The organism is Gymnodinialimonas mytili (assembly GCF_037544085.1).
Lineage (GTDB): Bacteria > Pseudomonadota > Alphaproteobacteria > Rhodobacterales > Rhodobacteraceae > Gymnodinialimonas > Gymnodinialimonas mytili.
On the sequence record NZ_JBBIFW010000008.1, the window covers coordinates 1 to 17,024 of the forward strand.

19 protein-coding genes and 2 pseudogenes are annotated in these 17,024 nt (G+C 56.0%); 9 read left to right on the forward strand and 12 right to left on the reverse strand.

Translation table 11 applies throughout. The features are described from left to right. Positions 1-190, forward strand: a 190-nt coding sequence (locus tag V8J82_RS22205) for a GNAT family N-acetyltransferase (protein ID WP_339978945.1), incomplete at its 5' end; no start/stop codon positions are given. 491 nt (positions 191-681) lie between these two features. Further along, positions 682-1,572, forward strand: a complete 891-nt coding sequence (locus V8J82_RS22210; protein WP_339978948.1) for a helix-turn-helix domain-containing protein — start codon at positions 682-684, stop codon at positions 1,570-1,572. On the opposite strand, the gene V8J82_RS22215 is transcribed toward V8J82_RS22210, so the two are convergent. From V8J82_RS22215 to V8J82_RS22230, 4 genes are all read right to left on the reverse strand, one after another. Further along, positions 1,563-2,174 (reverse strand): glutathione S-transferase N-terminal domain-containing protein, encoded by a 612-nt coding sequence (locus tag V8J82_RS22215; protein WP_339978951.1) that lies wholly within the window; start codon positions 2,172-2,174, stop codon positions 1,563-1,565. The two genes, V8J82_RS22210 and V8J82_RS22215, sit on opposite strands and share 10 nt — an antisense overlap. 37 nt (positions 2,175-2,211) lie before the next feature. Beyond that, a complete protein-coding gene (locus tag V8J82_RS22220) occupies positions 2,212-2,943 on the reverse strand; it encodes an SDR family oxidoreductase (RefSeq protein WP_339978953.1) in 732 nt (243 codons plus the stop codon). 160 nt (positions 2,944-3,103) lie between these two features. Next, complete coding sequence (locus tag V8J82_RS22225) at positions 3,104-4,366, reverse strand: MFS transporter (protein ID WP_339978956.1); 1,263 nt, start codon at positions 4,364-4,366, stop codon at positions 3,104-3,106. 99 nt (positions 4,367-4,465) lie between these two features. Next, positions 4,466-5,407 (reverse strand): SRPBCC family protein, encoded by a 942-nt coding sequence (locus V8J82_RS22230; RefSeq protein WP_339978958.1) that lies wholly within the window; start codon positions 5,405-5,407, stop codon positions 4,466-4,468. A gap of 255 nt (positions 5,408-5,662) precedes the next feature. Between V8J82_RS22230 and V8J82_RS22235 the strand changes: the two genes are divergently transcribed. The 4 genes from V8J82_RS22235 to V8J82_RS22250 all read left to right on the forward strand — a co-directional run bounded on the left by V8J82_RS22235 (position 5,663) and on the right by V8J82_RS22250 (position 8,656). Continuing rightward, on the forward strand, positions 5,663-6,346 hold the full coding sequence (locus tag V8J82_RS22235; protein WP_339978960.1) for an isochorismatase family protein: 684 nt from the start codon (positions 5,663-5,665) through the stop codon (positions 6,344-6,346). 178 nt (positions 6,347-6,524) lie between these two features. Further along, positions 6,525-7,400 (forward strand): MBL fold metallo-hydrolase, encoded by an 876-nt coding sequence (locus V8J82_RS22240; protein WP_339978962.1) that lies wholly within the window; start codon positions 6,525-6,527, stop codon positions 7,398-7,400. 110 nt (positions 7,401-7,510) lie between these two features. Continuing rightward, positions 7,511-7,990 carry a nuclear transport factor 2 family protein gene (locus V8J82_RS22245; protein WP_339978964.1) on the forward strand — a complete coding sequence of 160 codons (480 nt, stop codon included), beginning with the start codon at positions 7,511-7,513 and terminating at the stop codon, positions 7,988-7,990. Between the two features lie 21 nt (positions 7,991-8,011). Further along, on the forward strand, positions 8,012-8,656 hold the full coding sequence (locus V8J82_RS22250; RefSeq protein ID WP_339978966.1) for an NAD(P)-dependent oxidoreductase: 645 nt from the start codon (positions 8,012-8,014) through the stop codon (positions 8,654-8,656). Positions 8,657-9,302: 646 nt separating this feature from the next. On the opposite strand, the gene V8J82_RS22255 is transcribed toward V8J82_RS22250, so the two are convergent. Beyond that, positions 9,303-10,838: a serine aminopeptidase domain-containing protein gene (locus V8J82_RS22255; RefSeq protein ID WP_339978968.1), complete on the reverse strand. Its 1,536-nt coding sequence runs from the start codon at positions 10,836-10,838 to the stop codon at positions 9,303-9,305. A gap of 172 nt (positions 10,839-11,010) precedes the next feature. Between V8J82_RS22255 and V8J82_RS22260 the strand changes: the two genes are divergently transcribed. Next, a complete protein-coding gene (locus tag V8J82_RS22260) occupies positions 11,011-12,141 on the forward strand; it encodes a helix-turn-helix domain-containing protein (protein ID WP_339978971.1) in 1,131 nt (376 codons plus the stop codon). A 260-nt stretch (positions 12,142-12,401) separates the two neighbouring features. On the opposite strand, the gene V8J82_RS22265 is transcribed toward V8J82_RS22260, so the two are convergent. The 4 genes and pseudogenes from V8J82_RS22265 to V8J82_RS23735 all read right to left on the reverse strand — a co-directional run bounded on the left by V8J82_RS22265 (position 12,402) and on the right by V8J82_RS23735 (position 13,923). Further along, positions 12,402-12,965, reverse strand: coding sequence for a hypothetical protein (locus V8J82_RS22265; protein WP_339978973.1), 564 nt, complete (start codon positions 12,963-12,965; stop codon positions 12,402-12,404). Further along, a complete protein-coding gene (locus tag V8J82_RS22270) occupies positions 12,947-13,126 on the reverse strand; it encodes a hypothetical protein (protein ID WP_339978976.1) in 180 nt (59 codons plus the stop codon). Before V8J82_RS22270 ends, V8J82_RS22265 begins: the two co-directional genes overlap by 19 nt. Before the next feature lie 190 nt (positions 13,127-13,316). Next, a complete protein-coding gene (locus V8J82_RS22275; protein WP_339978979.1) occupies positions 13,317-13,547 on the reverse strand; it encodes a hypothetical protein in 231 nt (76 codons plus the stop codon). A gap of 47 nt (positions 13,548-13,594) precedes the next feature. Beyond that, positions 13,595-13,923, reverse strand: a pseudogene (locus tag V8J82_RS23735) (recombinase family protein). A 253-nt stretch (positions 13,924-14,176) separates the two neighbouring features. On the opposite strand from V8J82_RS23735, the gene V8J82_RS22280 reads away from it, so the two are divergent. Beyond that, positions 14,177-14,587, forward strand: coding sequence for a hypothetical protein (locus V8J82_RS22280; RefSeq protein ID WP_339978981.1), 411 nt, complete (start codon positions 14,177-14,179; stop codon positions 14,585-14,587). Here V8J82_RS22280 and V8J82_RS22285 read toward each other — a convergent pair. Further along, positions 14,584-14,775 carry a hypothetical protein gene (locus tag V8J82_RS22285; protein WP_339978983.1) on the reverse strand — a complete coding sequence of 64 codons (192 nt, stop codon included), beginning with the start codon at positions 14,773-14,775 and terminating at the stop codon, positions 14,584-14,586. The two genes, V8J82_RS22280 and V8J82_RS22285, sit on opposite strands and share 4 nt — an antisense overlap. After that, on the reverse strand, positions 14,772-15,437 hold the full coding sequence (locus tag V8J82_RS22290) for an acyl-homoserine-lactone synthase (protein ID WP_339978984.1): 666 nt from the start codon (positions 15,435-15,437) through the stop codon (positions 14,772-14,774). The genes V8J82_RS22285 and V8J82_RS22290 overlap by 4 nt, the downstream gene beginning before the upstream one ends. Positions 15,438-15,592: 155 nt before the next feature. On the opposite strand from V8J82_RS22290, the gene V8J82_RS22295 reads away from it, so the two are divergent. Then, positions 15,593-16,159, forward strand: coding sequence for a helix-turn-helix transcriptional regulator (locus V8J82_RS22295; protein WP_339978986.1), 567 nt, complete (start codon positions 15,593-15,595; stop codon positions 16,157-16,159). 324 nt (positions 16,160-16,483) lie between these two features. Here the strand turns inward: V8J82_RS22295 and V8J82_RS23740 are convergent. Further along, positions 16,484-16,723: pseudogene (locus V8J82_RS23740) on the reverse strand (helix-turn-helix domain-containing protein); the annotation flags it as partial. Positions 16,724-17,024 lie beyond the last annotated feature (301 nt).

Sequence of the window (17,024 nt, forward strand, 5' to 3'; positions counted from 1 at the left end):
GTTGGGCAAAGTGCTGACTGCAAGAATTGAAGAAGAAGCGCGACAGAGAGCAATCCCGGAAATGATGCTTCATTCCTCACTAACAGCGCGGGAGTTTTACGCGGCTCTTGGCTATGAATTTGTAGAATTGCAATCATACCCGGAAGGACCATTCGTCTTGATGAGAAAGCCGCTTAATGTGCGCCCGTGAAATACCTTGTTCCACGAAGCACCGGCAGTGACGTTTGCTGATGTGTTGCGGCCGTCCGTTGACGCCACGGATCGGAGCAGACCTTCGTTTCCGCGAGGCCGAGGGTTGCTTTGTCCCGCGCACCAGCCTTTTGGCACGCTTGCAGTAAGGTCAGATTTGGGCTGGCTAGTGCCGTCTGGATCGTACCAGCCCGAAATTCCTCCGTCCATTTCAGTCCCATAGTTCGTCTCCTTTGTTGCATTAAATGCTATCAAAGGAGCGGCATCAAACCGCGACACGTCCAAGTACCAGTTGCATGCGACTTGCCGCAGTTCGTCGATCTAAATGACGACCGAAGCGACATTAAGTGTGCGGTTCTTTGCTCGCTATCTCCAACCTATCACCTCTACTCTGGTTCAGAACCTGAACTCCGTGAATTTCCTGAAATATCGCCTATATGCTGTTTGGTACCAATAAGGCGGGAAGCAACAAACTAAGAGGTTTTCGATGAGGTGAGACAGCAGATTGAACCCTACTCCAGTTTCTACCGGCGCATGTACGGCAAGCATATTCTGAACTCGCGACTTGTTGACGGTCGTGAGGCGGTCGACATTTTTCGTATCCGCCAACCACCCGGCCACTATCCCGATGCTCCTGTCAACCAATATGTGATGCAGTTCAATGTTGGCCCCACAGTCAACGCAGATGCTGACGTCGGTCTGGGCTTAAAAGCTATACCCATGAGGCGCGGTGAGCTCGTTATTGCTCCCCCAAACACAAGTGCGGACTACCAAACCAGCACATCTCTGGACTTCATTTCTTTTGGCCTTCCAATCAACTTTGTTGATGCAGCCGCCGCTCATCTGAATATCGAGCGTTTTTCAGTGGAACCGTTGCTTGGCTATGCGGTGCAAGATCATGTCATCAGGCATCTAATCCAGGACATATGGCGAGAAGCATGTCGTGATCTCTCCAAGGGCGCGCTTTTTATCGATGCGAGCCTGATGAGCCTGTCCAATCAGCTGGTCGGGCTGGCTTCCAAGGGACGACCGAGGCCTGCTCCGTCAAGGCATAAACTATCGTCGTCGGATTTCGCGATGCTATGCGAATATATCGACAGCAATATCGATACCAATGTGCGGATGGCATCGCTGGCCCGCCTAACCGGCATGCCCGATCATAAATTTGCGCGCGCCTTTAAGGCCACAACAGGCAAGTCACCCCATCAGTGGGTGATCGACCGACGGCTGGACCGGGCCGAACAGTTTCTGGGTAAGAGCCGGATCAGTCTCGCTGAGATCGCCTATGCATGCGGGTTTTCCAGCCAGGCCCATATGACCACGCTGTTTTCTGAACGGCGAGGCGTCACGCCTGCAGAGTACCGAAACAGCCTTCAGGCATAAGCGGCCAGCGCGTCCTTCACAGCCGGATCAGCCTCCATAGCGTGAAGGAATGCAGTGAGATTAGGCATTTGCTCGATCTTGATGGGAGTTAAGTCAAGCCAGCGACACAGGACGTAGAGATAAGCATCCGCGACGCTCCGCGTGCTCTGTTTCCGATGATCATGCGCCAAACGATCGTCAACCAGTGCAAACAATCGCTTCATCCGTTGATAAGCCATTATGCGGAGCGTCGGATGCTCGGACGGATCGGTGTGATATCGGCCGGGTGCAAAATGCGGGCCAAACGCCGTGTGAAGTTCAGTTGTGTAAAAGGACAAAGTCTGGTGTAACCGGATGTCGCGCAACGCATCCGACGTATGACATCCAAAAACGCTCGGATTGTCGCGATGGATGTAGGCGAGAATGGCATGCGCTTCGGTCAGAACCTGGCCGTCAGGAAAGAGGAGCGTAGGAACCGAGCCCAAAGGATTGATCCTGAGATACTCGATCTCGCGGTTTTCGTTAGCTCTCAACACCTTCAGATTGAAGGGACGGCCCGACCAGAGCAACGCAATGTGGGGTGCAAGCGCGCAAGCTCCGGGCATGGAATAGAGGGTCTGCATCACGTCTTCGGACGGAGCGAGACAAACGAAACACTCTTCATGTGTCGGCTCCCATCTTGTTTACTGACTTTTTAGCATCGAGTGTCTTGATCTCGCCGGAGATCTCTTTGCCCTCGAGAGATATCAGCCATGCGCATTTGGCCCCGACATCTTCGGCTGAAAGCCAGGTTTCCGGGCCATCGGGACGCTCATGTGTGATAATTGGCGTATTGAGAATGAGTTGGTTTACCCGCACGCCTGATGCAGTATGTTCCGCCATGAGTACGCGGGCCATCATCGTTTGAGCCGCCGCTACGATAGATATCGGACCGGCATTTTGCGCCGGCTCCAATGCAGCACCACCATTGATCATCAGATAGCAAGGCCGGTTGGATTGCTTTTGCAGCATCGGGAGAAACAGCCTTGCCGCATCGAAATGACTGGTCAGGTTGTCACTGAGCACGTCCGCCCAATCCTTCGGGTCATAGTCGACAAGCGCTCCACCTTGACGCCAGCCACCCAAGCTGACGACGATACCATCGATACGACCAGCGATCGTCTGCAGGTTCTCGATGTAGCGTCGAGCATCAACCGTGTCTCCAATGTCAACTTCCATCGCATGCAAGCGCGTATAGGAGGCGTTGCCCAAAATAGCTGAAAGCCGATGAAGCTTGGCGGGACGTCGCGTTGGCACAAAGACATGCGCGCCGCATTGCAACAGGGTCGAGACAATGCCTTGACCGACGGCTCCCGCCCCGCCCAGGACAATGGTGTTCTGCCCGGTATTCATCGCAGAAAGCAAAGCACATGATCTGTTGAGATCTGACCAAGCGCCTTTTCCTCTTCTGGTATTCCGCTCCTGACCGCGATCACCTGTCCCGAACCAAATAGCATCCGAGTCGCTATGACGGCATTGGATTGAAGGCGTAGTAGAAGACAACAGGACAGTCTCATGATTTGGTCTTCCTGTCTGACTGGTTAGCGGACTTGCGCAACCGCAGCACAATTAGCACCACACAGAACGAGACCGCGACGATGAGCGCAGTGGCACCCGCCCAAAGAAAGCTGCCCGCGATTGTCGTAGCTGGGCTCAAGGCCGCGAACAGGATCGGGGAGAGAAACTGCCCGAGGAAAATGCTCACGCTTAACCCGCCTGTTGCCTTGCCTCGGCCCCTGGCTGGTGCAGTGTCCAGCACGAGGCTGTTCACGGTCGGCATGGTGAGCCCGGCCCCCGCGCCGGCGATCAGCATCCCGCTGGCAATAACAAGAAAATTGTCCGAGATACCGGTCACCAGCAGACCAAGGCCCAGCCCCATGAAAGTCAGACCAAGCGCGCCCGTTGCGGGGATCGCAGCTTTGATCCGCCCGAACAGCAAGGCAGTCATGGCACTCGCGAAGGTGCTGACGGCAATTGCGTATCCTGATAGTGAGGCGTCTTCGAAACCGGCGGCGACGAGGCGGAAGGGCACTTGGGTTGGAACGATATAGAAGAGCGTCATGGCGGCCAATGCAATCAGATACAATCCACCGAGACGCATCCAGGGCATCCTGTTGGTGTCGAGACGCTCTGTGGCCTGATCCTTCTCCGGTGTAGCGTTCGGAAGCGTGGTCAGAATGAACGGCAGAAGCAAAAGTGGCAGCGCGTAGATGTAAAATGGAAAACGCCAATTCATCTCGGCGAGCCAACCGCCCGCCGTCAAAAATACGACGCCGCCAAGCGCCATCGCCGCGCCTTGATACCCAAGCACGCTGTCGCGAGCGGCAGCCGGATAGAGCCCGCCGATCAGGGTTGTCGTCGCAACCATAATGCCGGCCACGCCCACACCAAGAAGCGCACGCCCGACCAGAAGCGGGTAAAGATCTGGGACAATTGCACCAGATGCGCCGCCGACCACAAAGATCACGGTAGATCCGAACAAGATGCGCTGCGCGCCAAACCTGTCGACCAAAAGCCCCATTATCGGCGCCGTGATCGCAATAAAAAGAGCCGGCAATGTAAGTGCGAGTCGGGCCAGGAACTCGGCATCGGGAACATCAGAAAAGTACCGGGCCAGACCCGGCAGAGACGGCGCGATCGTGGCACCCGCCATGACCGTCAAACTGCTGGCGGCCAACAGGACGACGAGAACGGCAGGACCCGGGGCAACGATCGGCGCGATCTCATCACGATCTGAACCGGCAGGATCGCGGGTGGGGGGTACTGGTAGGTTCATCTGGACCCGCTATGGATATATGGAACGAAACCGCTCGATGCATGTCTCGGAAATGAGAGACCATGACTGTACGAGAGTGTATCTTTTACCTGCATCTATCTAAACCGACGCTGCCAAAGGTTGCTGAGATGGCTTGGCCTGATTTGAAACCATGTTGCCGCCGAATTGCTGCACCAATCCTTCGAGTGAGGCTCGATACTCAGATGTCATCATGTCTGACACGGTGTTGACGGTGGTTTCATCGTCGGGATTGGTTGGGGTGAATTGTCCCGACCAGACCAGACCGGCGGTGCCATCGGCGCGCGGCCAGACTTTGAGGTTTGCTATGTAATCATCGCATGGATAGGCCGAATCTGGCTCCAGACGGGAATCATAGCTCAGCGTGCGTGCCGCGTCGTCGCGGAACAACTCGGTCTCGACATCGATCTGATCCGCATCCTTGAGCTTGACGAAACGCCGCCCATTGCTCACTTTTTTTACGGTCTCAACTGTCGTTATCCAGTCTGCGATCTGGAAAAAGTCGCCAACAAATGACCAAACCTGGTCGGGTGTAGTGTTCAAATGCGCGAGGGCAGATGCGGCATAGGCATGCTCCGGTACTGGCAAGGGTGCACCGCCGAAGTGATCGACAAGACCGCCAAGACCAACCGTCTGGTTTTCCACCAGCTGAGCTGTCAGGCTGTCAGCGCCAGCCTCAGGATCTGTCGGGATCATCTGGGCCGACCAGAGCACCCCGGTCCGCTCAGGTCCGCGACTCCACACCTTGAATTTGCCGAAATAGGAATCAATCGGCCAAGCCCCACCACCGGCATTCAGCGAGCGATAGCTATAGCATTTGGCTTGGTCGGAATAATGTAGTCGTTCTTCCAGGGAGCCGGCGTCGACACCGGCGAACATGTCACGTCGCCAAAGTCCCCCATTCTCTCGCTTGGTCTCTTTGATCAATGGATGGAACTTGGGAAGGCCATGAAAGTCGCCGACAATGTCCCACACTTTGGCAATGGGGGCGTTCAGCGTTACGGCGCGAGCGGATTGATACATATGGACTTTCTCCTGTCAGATCGTAGGGCGACACTGCATCATAAGAAGAACCTTATTTTGATTGGTTGGTCTTTCAGAATATCGATGCTTTCAAAATCTGTGCCGGTTTCTCCACAAGCCTTTGGCCTGGTTCATATCAAACGATCGCATCGCTAAATCCTGAAAGGGGCCGAAATCTGAAAGAGCTCAGAGGTCATTAGCCGCCATAACCATGATCGTAACTGTTCAATTGATTCAGCAGATGGAGTTTTCGACATGGCCCTACCGACAAGCGAGCTGACCCCTGACAATTGCGTGTTCATGATGGTCGATCATCAGGTCGGACTGATGCAGTTTCTGAGCTCAGTCGATCCGATGCAGCTCAAGCACAATATTCTTGGCCATGCCAAAACCGCGAAGGCCTTCGACATTCCGGTAGTGATGGGGACAAGCTGGCCGCAGGGTCCAAATGGTCCAACCATGCCAGAGCTAAAGGCGCTCTTCCCTGAACTCGATGTGATCGACCGGCCTTTTGTCAATTTCTGGAATGATGCTGAATCTAAGGCCGCGGTCGAAGCGACAGGCCGAAAGAAACTCGTCATCTCAGGGCTTGCCACCGAGGTTTGCGCTGCCTTTCCCGCACTTTCCGCTCTGCGTGAAGGCTATGAGGTTTATGTAGTGATTGACGCCTGCGCAGATTTCAACCCGATGATTACCGATGTGAAGACGCAGCGGCTTGCTGCGGCAGGCGCTATTGTGACGACCTGGGTCGCCGTTCTGGCGGAGCTGGCCGCTAACACCCAGGAAAATGGTGAATATATCGGTCAGTTTCTCAGCGAACATATGGGCCAATACTATGCAGCCATGAATAATTTCCTCGGCGTAGCATTCAATGCTGACACTGTCCGTGAGGGCGTTGGGCTGACCGGTCATCCCCCCATTCCGCAAGCAGGCCTTTGAGTCGGTCGATGCAAAGCTCGGTCTTCGGTGCGGTTGTCGTATACATTCCAGCCTGCCGGTCATGGAAGAACATCCGAAGCTCTAGGGTCCTCCCGTATCGCTGACGCTTCGTTTCCTCCGCCACCCTGTTCCCCACACGGCGGGCACCTTTTTCCATTCGAACCCGAAAGGACACCCCATGAAACTGCTTGACAGACGCGATTTTCTGCAATTTGCCGCCGGAGCTTCGACCCTTGCCCTTGCATCACCCGCATCCGCGCAACCGCTGCGCTCGGCGGATGTCTTTACATCGGACGAGGCGGGCACTTTTGTCGACTCGGTCGTCGTCCTCGGAGAGACACGTGCGGTCCTGATCGACGCGCAAACTGATCGCGCCAATGCAACCGCTCTGGCCGACACGATCGATGCATCAGGGCGCACGTTGGAGACGATCCTGATTACCCATGTGCATCCTGATCATTTCCTCGGACTGGGAGTGTTAATGGATCGGTTCCCACAGGCGCGGCCCGTCGCGCATTCCGCCCTACAGCCGATCCTCGAACAGGCCGGACCGCCGATGTTCGACCAGATCAAGGCCATGATGGGGCCTGCGCTCGCCGATCGCGTCGTCATTCCAGAGCCTTTGGGTGGCGACACCATGATGCTTGAAGGTGAGCGTATTTCGATCCTTGAACCCATGCATGGGGACACCGATACCATCACGCCTGTCTATGTTGAGTCTCTGGACACCTTGATCACGTCCGATATCGCCTTTTCCGGGACACACGCCTATGTCGCGGAAAACACTGACAGCGCTGCGCTGGAACGTTGGCGTGAAAGTCTTGACGCGCTCGAGGCTACCGGAGCGGGCACCGTTATACCTGGACATCGGCTGGAGGGCTCACCGCTTGACATGACGGCCTTTTCCCACACCCGCCGCTATCTTGACGATTGGGAAGCCGCAATGAATGAGGCAAGTCATGCGACCGAGCTGCGCACAGCGCTACTGGAGCGGGTCGGCGACCTGCCAGTTCCCTTCTTCGTCGATCAGGCGGTTGCGGCGGTGTATCCGTGATGTCAGCGCGCACTTTGTTCCAGATTGAACTGGCAAGACCTCAGGACGATTGGGGGCAATGGAACTCAAACGCTAGTCCTGGTTTTCAGCCCTCGAGAAGGAAAAGGCCTATGAATGCACCGTCCGAAACTCTGGAGGCGCGGATCCAGACACTGGAAGACCGCACCGAAATCCACGAAATGACCAGCCGTTTCGCCGATGCGGCCAACAGAGTCGATGCGGATGCCGTCATCTCGTTGTGGGCCGAAAACGCAATCTGGCAGATTGGCCCGCCGATCGACAAGATGTTCAAGTGTCATGACGAAATCCGTGGCGCGTTTCTGGGATTGCTGTGCAACGCCTGGGAGTTCTTAATTCAGATGCCGTTGGCCCATGTGATCAAAATTGACGGTGACAAGGCCACAGCGCGTTCCTTCGTCAACGAGATTGCCCGCGCCAAGGACGAAACGGCGAACTTCAATCTCGCTGTTTATGAAGACGACCTGATCCGCACAGCAGCTGGTTGGCGGTTCGTCAAACGGAACTACAAAGTGCTCTATCTCGATACATCACCCCTTACCGGCACAGCCTACCAACGCGCAGTTCTGTAATCAGATCAGGAGACTGAAAAAATGAAAGTTCTCGTCATTGGCGCCACCGGCAATATCGGCCGCTATACGCTTGCCGAAGTTACGGCTCTCGGCCATGAAGTCACCGCGTTTGGCCGATCGGTAGACCGTATCGCGCCCTTTGATGGGCTTTCGATCCAGAAGGGTGATGTGACCAATGCAGAGGGCCTGGCGGCGGCTATGCCGGGCCACGACGTTGTCATCCTCACCTTTGGCGCGCCACTAAACAGACAGACGATCTTTCATGGTACTGACGTTTGTGAAACAGGTACGCGCAACGTTGTATCGGCGATGAATGAGGCAGGAGTGCCGCGCTTAGTCGCCATGACGTCTATCGGTGCCGGCGACTCGTCCGGGCATGGCAGCTGGCCGTTCCGCAATCTGGTAAAACCGATCCTGCTCGGCCGCATTATGAAGGACCGCACCGCTCAGGAAGACGTCGTGCGAGGCTGCGGTTTACCTTCTTGGGTCATTGTCCGCCCGGCTGAGCTGACGGATGGCGAGAAAAGGACCGAGCTGCGAGAATTCGTGACATTCGACGGTAACGACGAACCCGGTTCAATCGCGCGCATCAGTGTCGCTGCCTATCTGGCCGGAAAGGTGATAGATACTTCCCATGACGGTGGCGCTGTTTTGATCTCCGAGTGAAGCGATATGCGGAAGAGCTCTAGTTCCAGATCGCGCGGAATGGCATCGCAAACGCCCACGAGACCGCCATTCATGCAGCTGGAATCCAAGGATGACACGGTGCCTATACCTTTCGGGTAGCCGAAAAAATCGAATGCTGCCTAAGACTGTCGCATCGGAAAGTCTGACCCTGCCAAAGGAAACCGTTTCCAAAGATCAAACTGCAAAGCCGTTATTCATACAGCCGCAGCAAAAGGTAGCTAGGTCCGCCTTAACAGACCTATCACACCGACCTAGGCAATGACGGCAACGCGGGACAAAACCGCCGTTAGTGTCCACTAGATAAACGGCCGAGTTTCTGTCTCATCTCCACTCCTTGGTGGTTACGATGTGCCCGAAACCCTCTCTTATCAAATCGATCTAAATTGTCCCATTGCCGCTGACGTCGGACAGGCCTTCTCTCACATCTTGGATCAAGCGATGTAATGCGCTCCCGCGGTAGCAGGGGCTCATGGAGGCAGTCACCCCTCCGCCACAGTTCGGGGTTTTTCCAGATGCTTCAAGTCATCTTACTAAATGTTCGGTTTGGCCGCATGGCACTGCGCGCAAATTGCCAATCGTGCTGGACGCCACAGTCCTGGTTGAGCGTCGCCGCATCGATATATCTTCAATTCTCGCCCCAGGCATTCGCATTTCCGAACAGAAACAGGTTCAGTGCGTCGGATCCTTCCCACGCTGGCGGCATGACCTGAGCGATGCATCCAAGGTCAGGTGGTGTGAACGGATTATCCAGGAACTGAATGCGGATCCGGCGGGCGCAGTCGTCGCCGTTGAGCATTGGCGTGGCGCCGGTCAATTGATGGGATCCGTCGGGAAACTCAGCCCAGACTTGAGACGGCCCGCGATAGGTGTCGCGCAACAGATTGGCGCGGCTCAGTGGTGTCGGTGCGTCAAGTGCCCCCTGCAGCATGAGCAATGGGCCATCGTAGGGTGGTGGTGTTAGGGGAACCCCCTGACCCTGAGTACGAGGCCACGCCTCGATCCGTGAGATATGGGCTTCGAGTCCCGTCGCCATCGTATAACCGGCCAGGTCCTGGAGCAGTGTATACGAGCGATCGCGTGGTGGTTGGGTCTCCGACAGAAAAACATGGGCTCCAAGAACGTCGGAGCTTCCGTCGTCGCTGACTGCAAGCTCGGTAAGGCGTCCCGCAAGCGTGTTCAAAGCACTGACATCCTCCGGCCTACAACGGTTAAGCCGCAGGACGGCGGCTGGGATCAAATCCCGCACTGGCGCCGAAAACAACATGCTGCCAAACAGCAGACGCGCATCCGCGCTGCTTGCCCCCAGAGCGGTACAGCTCCCGTTATCGAGCGACGCCACAGCCCTTTGCGCAATGTCCCAAGGATCCCCATCAAAACGATCGGCACATGCCGGATCGACGGCACATCGTCGCAAGAGGTTGCGCCCGGTCCGTTCGAAACTGGCGTCATAGCCATCGAGGAAGCGACCGGTCGCAAGGGCCTCCATGATCACACCGTCGGGCTGGTTGGGATATAGTTCAAGATACCGCTGGATCACGATCGTGCCGTACGAGCCGCCATAGACAAACACTGGAACGCCGGGTTCGCGATTGGCCGTAATCAGCGCGGCGAGGTCATGTGCCGAAGCCGTGAGCGTGACGTGAGACAGGCGATCCCCTAACCGGGCGTGAAGCTCGGCTCCACACGCTTCGACTTCGGCAACCCCCGTCTGAATACTGGTTGCGCTCCCGGCTAAGCCCGGGCAATCGAGGCGCTCGGATCCGCCCGTTCCGCGATGATCGACTGCATATAATGCGATATCAGGACGGTCTTGGTGGATTCCACCGGACAGACGCTCCATGTTGGCGGTCGCGGCGTCTCCCGGTCCACCGCTCACCAGCCACACCTGCGCCTGAAGAGGCGCACTCGCACCCCGGCGTTTTACCAGCAGACGGTAGCGCTCGGACAAGCTGGCTCCATGCTCCAACGGGACCGTGACAAAGGCGCATTCCGCCTCGCGGTCTCCCGTGCCAGTCGACCAATCGCAGACGGCCCATCGCGCTTGCTCTTCAATCGGCGTCTCAGGGACGTCCGGTGCATTCGAACAGGCTGCCGCGAGAAAGAAACACACAGTCACAGGAGTTGGGCGAAGCTTGCGGAAGGTGATCATCGATTGGTCCATGGTTGGCAACTCATTCCAGATGCGAATGCGGTCTGAAAGTCGCCCAATCCATGCGGACAGGACGGCGTACGTGGCGGAGATCGGCCAATGTCCCTAATGCATCGTTGCCAGCCGCAGTGAGGTTCGCAATCTGCGTTAGGTTGGAGATGTCGAACGACGTAGGATGCAGGACATGAGCGCTTTGTTTCTGATCGCCCCAACTATCCTGCAGAGCACAGTATTTGCAGGGCTTCTGGCAGAGAGCGATCCGCGTCATCCCGTGGCAGATCGAGTCTTGGCATACCTTTTTGCGGTGGTTGCGCTGTCGCTCTTGGTGTCGCTGGTGCCCGAAACGGATGACAGCGCATTGTCGGCGGCGTTGGTTCTGGTCGCGCTTCCCTTGAGTCTGCTCTATGGCCCACTGACCTATACCTATGCGGCGGCGCTTTTGGGGCCGGCCGGCGCCTTTGACACCGGGGGATCTCGCCGCGTTGGGCTTTGGTTTTCCGTTGGCGTTGCGCTTGCATTGCCGGTGGCCATTGTTGTCGCATCCGGTGTCGAGGGAGACGCCTTGGCACCCTTGGCGGGCGTGTTCGCCTACACCTGTGCCATTGCCGCGATAGCTTTGTTTTTAGTGGTCAACTCGCTCTATCTTTGTAGGAGTTGGAGGGTTGTTTGGACGGCGGGAAAGCGCGGCTTGGACGGCAGAGCCGTGTCAGCCGCGTCGTTACAACTCGGGCGACGGGTCCTGTTGGTGGTGTCTGTTGCGTGGTTGATTGCACTGCTCGAAGACCTGCCCGAGATCCTGGACTTCGATCCGGTCGTGCCGCCGATCTTTGGGGCGGCTCTTGATCTGGTTTGCGTGCTTGCCGTCGGATGGTTGGCGCTGGCGTTCCGTCGGACTGTGGGCTCGTCTGAGCCAAGCCAGTACCATCGCTACCAGCGCTCGGTCCTTCCGGAGGAGCAAGTTGAGCGGATCCGGAAGAAACTCGATCACGAACTGGCGGTGAACCGGATCTACCTTGATCCGAATCTTTCTTTACAGAAGCTAGCCGAACGGGTGGGATGTCCGACCCACAAACTAACCCATTTTCTGAACCTGCATTTGGGCCAGACGTTTCACGACTGCATCAACAAATGGCGGATCGCTGAGGCATGTATCCGCCTCAGGCAGTCCGAGGAGACGGTGCTGAATATCAGCATGGATGTTGGGTTCAATGCCCGCTCAACCTTCAATGCCGCGTTCGCCAAACATATGGGCATGACGCCAAGCGATTACCGACAACAGAGGGAAGCGGGCGCGAAACCCACCCCGTTGCAATAGAGGCGCCTTACTTCACCATGCCCGTCACAGCGAAGGCGACTGCGCCACGCCGCGGTAGATTTCAACGGATCAATCAAATCATCTTTTGTTGTCGCCGCTCATGCAGACTTCCCCGACAGCCGGCCGCGCGCAACTGCGGAATTGAGCAACAAGAAAGCGCAACACCGTCTCGCTCCATTGCTACCGATTTCTTTGCATCGGCGGATGTCCTATGTTGGAAATTTGCTGAACCACCGGTACACGAGACACTCGTGACATCACTATTGATCACGCTCCGTCGCATGCCGGGCGCGCTGAATGCTCGCGATCACGTCCGAGAGAACCCAAATCGTCATTAGGACAAGAAACGCGGTGAGGATTTGTTGCGCCTCTGCGATCGCGCCCATCGTGCCGATGAGCAGAACGACAGCCAGAATGGCGTTGGTCATCACATTTGCGCTCGCCCAGGGCGACAGGCCAACCACAGACCGCTTGTTTCGCTCATAGGTTATGGTCGCAACGCCGACCCAGGCAAAGAGCAACATCGCGACAGACACAACCAAGCTCGTGAGTGAACCGACGTCCAGCAAAGCCACCAGCTGCCATAGCGGGTTGGATCCTGACGATGCTTCCAGCTTGGCCACGGCACTTGCGCCGGTAAGCTTCAGGACAGTGCCGATGAAGAAGGCTGAGGCAAACACCAACGGGACGCTGCGGGCTGGGGGCAAGTATGTAAACGCCGCGAGAGGTCTAGGCTCTTGCGCGTAGGCGTTCAGATGGCCCATCGGCGAGCCGATGAAGAGGAAGCGAGAAATCGTCTCGCTGATCACGGCCGTGCGCGCCACATAGACACGCCAAGCGCTATCGAACTGGCTAGGACCGCAAATGCGATCACAGGATCCATGTAACCGCGCGCGACAACTGAATCTGCAAGCAAGCCGCCGAGCCAGGCCGGGAGGCCGATGCAGAGCAATCCATAGAGAGATTCGAAGAGGTTCTTGATCATATCAAATTTATAACGACGGGCGAGATAGGCTTCAATCTCGTGTGGCCGGTAGACCGAGTTTCAGCAGCGGTTCGCGCGACATCTCAGAGACAGCTTTTGGCAGCCTGCCTCTCTCGCTTTTAGCGACATCTCGCAACCGCACAGGTCGTGATAGGAACTTATCTTCAATCGATGGTGCTCGCCCGAATGATTAGCTGCCTTTGTCGCCCTTGGCGGCTTTAGAGTGGCTCAGAGTGGCGCGCCCGCGGGGGAAATACTTGTAGAGCGTCGAGATCTTGATGCCATGCATGGAGGCGATGATTTTGGCTTTCCGGTCGGTTCTAACAACCATCTGTCTGGTGTTGTCGATCTCATCATCGTTCAACGCAGCTGGCGTGCCGCCTTTTCGCCCTTGACCGTGGGCCGCCTGCAGGTTGACCATTGTGCGTTCACGGATCAGATTCCGCTCGAATTGCGCAAAAGCCTTTGCTATAGAGAAAAAATCCGCCTCACGTCCGTCGATGTGTCGATCCGCTCCCGATCGGTCAGCAGCTCGATTCCGTTCCGTTCAAGCCGATCCGCGATGCTCGAAAGATGCATTTGGCTTCGACTGAGTCGATCCAAAGCCGTCACCACGAGCACGTCGCGGCGCCGCAACCTAGCAAAGCATTCCTCCAAGGTCGTTTCGCTCCGGTCTCTTTGACGGTGTAGATCTCATCACATCCCAGAGCGCGAAGTCGTGCGACCTGCGGGTCTAGCTTCTGGTCAAGAGTGGAGACCCGCGCGAAGCCAATTTTTTGTTTGAAGTCGGTGTCCATAGAACGTCTGTTCGAGTGGTTTTTGTAGAGGCTAGTTTATAGATGAGGTTGGAAAGGCATACGGCGCGGATTGCAGAGCAAAACAGTCCGAAGCGATGGTGACCACAAAAACTCGGTTTTATAGACATGGTTTGGAAGATGACATAACAACAAGTTTGTATCGCCATCGGGATGGCCCGGCTTGTGTACGCGAGCCTAGGGACGAGAGGGGTGTGGTGACGCTCAGCGTTGGGGCTAGGAGCAAGGATAGCATATGCGGCGCGAAGACCGTTTGGTTAACACTGAATATGCAACAGATGCGCAGTTTAGGGCTCTCCTTGAGGCCGGGTTCGAGCTCGAGCTGATTGCCCATGAACGCATGTACAAGAAGCATGTCTCATTCGCCGGCACATGGTCTGCGCGGGTGGTCCACCCGCTGACGGGTGAGGCAAGGTATCTTGTGACAACGAGTGAAGCGCTGAACAACGATGGCAATTTCACGATGAAGGAGTTTAATGGGATCCTAGGCATCATGTCGTTTGTGAAAAGCCTCGGCTATCTCACAGTCAGTTTGCCGATTTACGCGACAGGCTGGACTCGGATTGGTCCCACACCAGCGCTAGTCGCGCGACCGGAGAATTGGGAGGATCCATGGGCTCGGGATGCCGATGTCAGCGACAGTTAATGCGCTGAACAACTGCTTTCATCCAATACGGGTGGGATCGGCTCATCTGTCAAAAGTGTCTTTGGATGCTCGTCTTCAAACCAGACATTCCCGATCTCGCCGCTTGTCCAGCGGACACGATGGCCAATGCAAATCAAGGTTTCGGGGTTCCATAGAAAACCAATTGTCCGGGCGAAATTGGCTTTCATGCGACTATCTCCGGTGCGGAGGATCTACAAACTTCGCGCAGGCACGGCTGCACGTCACATGCAAAGACGCGATGCGCAGCGCCATCGATTTGAACCTTTGGTCCTTCCGGTTGCATCTCATAGCCCCAGCGGCGCGCCACACGTTCGACATGCGCCCGGGTGAGGAACAGGGCCTTTCTGCACCCGACAGAGGAGAGAAATGCCATTGCCTTGTCGAGGACAAGCCGTGTGGCGTCAGCACCGCCGATGGAAACCAGCCGCGTTGCTTCCCAGATCGATGCATCGATCGGTGCGGTATCATCCATGAGGTTCATGGGAATGGATGGTAAGAGGCCGCGCTGAGCATCACGGATCATATAGCTGTATAGTCCTGGCCCGCCGTAGCTGGGGCAGTGTTCTTCCGTTGGACGCAAGCGCAGACCTGCAACGACCTCACTCGTACCGCTTCTCGTGGCTATAACATAGGTGGCCTTTCCGATGTCGTAGTAGTCCTGTTCCATCTCAGCGACGGCGGGAACATCCCACCCCATCCCCTCGACGAACACTCTGTGGCGCAACTGGGCAAAGTGAACGAGTTCCGGTCCATGAATAAAGGGCGCATGGCACACCCTGCAGTCGAGAAGTTGTGATGAATAGGTCAATTTGCAGGCCCAAAGTCGCATATTCTTGCTGGTGCTGCGAATTTATATGACTGGAGTTGTGAGGCGCCGCAATATTGGCCAAGAATGCGCGCCAAAACCTATACGAAAGATAGAATATGACGGCGAGCGCACAGGTTCCAAAGAAAGTAGATCAGCGACTTAATGGACTGTGTACAATGGGTTACACGGTGTTCTTGGACTACACCTTGGGCGGTCCGAAGTTCTTCTGCTGCACCTATCCGCAGTCATGGCAAGAGGACTACGACACTAACCGATTTTATCACTTTGACCCTGTATTTCTGCAAGCTGTCGCCGGGTCTAAACCATTCCGTTGGTCCCAAAGCCGCATACCGGATCTAAGGGGTGTCATGGAGGCTGCAAGGTCACATGGTTTGAAGTTCGGATGTACCTTTTCGATGACTTCGGCAAAGGGCGTGTCTCTTGTTTCAATCGCGCGGGATGACCGCGAAGTTAAGAGGGATGAAGCAGATCAACTGCCGACAATCCTGAAGGACGTTGCCAAATGGTATAAGGAAGAGGCGCCGCACATCACAGCCAGACAGACGGAAGTGCTGAGCATGATCGCAAATGGCCTCCGAGAAGACGAGATCGCAGAAACGTTAGGCATCTCGGTCCAAGCGGTGAAGAACCGCCTGCATCAGGCGAGAAAAACAACGGGCTCGAAGACAACCGCTGAGCTGGTCGTTAAAGCACTTGCGGCAGGTCTGATCCAGACAAGTTAGAATATAGCTCAGGACATGAGGGCGCGGCCCACGAAGATGGCCCGGATCAGACTTTATATTACGCATCGCGCCTGTAGGGCATCACTCGAGTGCATCCACAACGCATTCAGGCTGGTCATTCTGTCGAAACACGTCGCGTTCCGATGGTGAACATCCAACGAGCGCCGGGGACGTCTCAGCCAAGTAGGTCAAGATAGTCAGGTACTGCCTAGCGTTCTCTTGAATGACGGCCATGCCACAATCTGCATAGATCACGGTATTGGTTTCGAGGACGATGGCGCAGGTTAATCTTTCGCCAGAGAACAGCGCGATCGTCGCAGCGTCGAGCCGAACGAGTTTTCGACGCCGCTGACGGCGCCCAGAAGCTGCTTTCTGTGCGAGCGTGCTGTAGTAGCCATTAAGCTCGGGGATCTCAGTATCTGTGAATCCGTTGCGCTTGATCTCGCGGTAGATGGACGAGCGGTGCCTGCCGATCTCGGCGGCGATCTTGGCAATCGGCGTCTTCATGTGGAGCAGGACCTCGATCACGCGTCTCTCACGCAAATCTAGCTCTGTATGGGCCATGTCCGTTCTCCTTGCTTTTCAGCAAGATAGGGGAAGTGTCGCAGCCCAGTTTAGAATGTGCCCGCTACACATATTACTGACCTATAAGGCTTATTATGTAAATTAGTTTAGTTTCCACGTGCTGCCGGACTGGCGCGAGGCTAGTCGTCAGAAACGATGCTTGGCATTGATGGACACGGTTCAGGTTAAAGCGCCCGTCTCACTAAAGCAGCGCGCGAGTATTCAAGCCAACGGCCGAAGCTACCTCACGTAAAGTGGTGATAGTCTCTGCGGTCAGCAACTCTTCTTCTTCGCTGAATCC

Coding starts and splice junctions, on each gene's coding strand:
- V8J82_RS22215 (WP_339978951.1), bottom strand. CDS start 2,174: ATGCAGACCCTCTATTCCATGCCCGGAGCTTGCGCGCTTGCACCCCAC.
- V8J82_RS22220 (WP_339978953.1), bottom strand. CDS start 2,943: ATGAATACCGGGCAGAACACCATTGTCCTGGGCGGGGCGGGAGCCGTC.
- V8J82_RS22225 (WP_339978956.1), bottom strand. CDS start 4,366: ATGAACCTACCAGTACCCCCCACCCGCGATCCTGCCGGTTCAGATCGT.
- V8J82_RS22230 (WP_339978958.1), bottom strand. CDS start 5,407: ATGTATCAATCCGCTCGCGCCGTAACGCTGAACGCCCCCATTGCCAAA.
- V8J82_RS22235 (WP_339978960.1), top strand. CDS start 5,663: ATGGCCCTACCGACAAGCGAGCTGACCCCTGACAATTGCGTGTTCATG.
- V8J82_RS22240 (WP_339978962.1), top strand. CDS start 6,525: ATGAAACTGCTTGACAGACGCGATTTTCTGCAATTTGCCGCCGGAGCT.
- V8J82_RS22245 (WP_339978964.1), top strand. CDS start 7,511: ATGAATGCACCGTCCGAAACTCTGGAGGCGCGGATCCAGACACTGGAA.
- V8J82_RS22250 (WP_339978966.1), top strand. CDS start 8,012: ATGAAAGTTCTCGTCATTGGCGCCACCGGCAATATCGGCCGCTATACG.
- V8J82_RS22255 (WP_339978968.1), bottom strand. CDS start 10,838: ATGGACCAATCGATGATCACCTTCCGCAAGCTTCGCCCAACTCCTGTG.
- V8J82_RS22260 (WP_339978971.1), top strand. CDS start 11,011: ATGAGCGCTTTGTTTCTGATCGCCCCAACTATCCTGCAGAGCACAGTA.
- V8J82_RS22270 (WP_339978976.1), bottom strand. CDS start 13,126: ATGATCAAGAACCTCTTCGAATCTCTCTATGGATTGCTCTGCATCGGC.
- V8J82_RS22275 (WP_339978979.1), bottom strand. CDS start 13,547: ATGGTCAACCTGCAGGCGGCCCACGGTCAAGGGCGAAAAGGCGGCACG.
- V8J82_RS22280 (WP_339978981.1), top strand. CDS start 14,177: ATGCGGCGCGAAGACCGTTTGGTTAACACTGAATATGCAACAGATGCG.
- V8J82_RS22285 (WP_339978983.1), bottom strand. CDS start 14,775: ATGAAAGCCAATTTCGCCCGGACAATTGGTTTTCTATGGAACCCCGAA.
- V8J82_RS22290 (WP_339978984.1), bottom strand. CDS start 15,437: ATGCGACTTTGGGCCTGCAAATTGACCTATTCATCACAACTTCTCGAC.
- V8J82_RS22295 (WP_339978986.1), top strand. CDS start 15,593: ATGGGTTACACGGTGTTCTTGGACTACACCTTGGGCGGTCCGAAGTTC.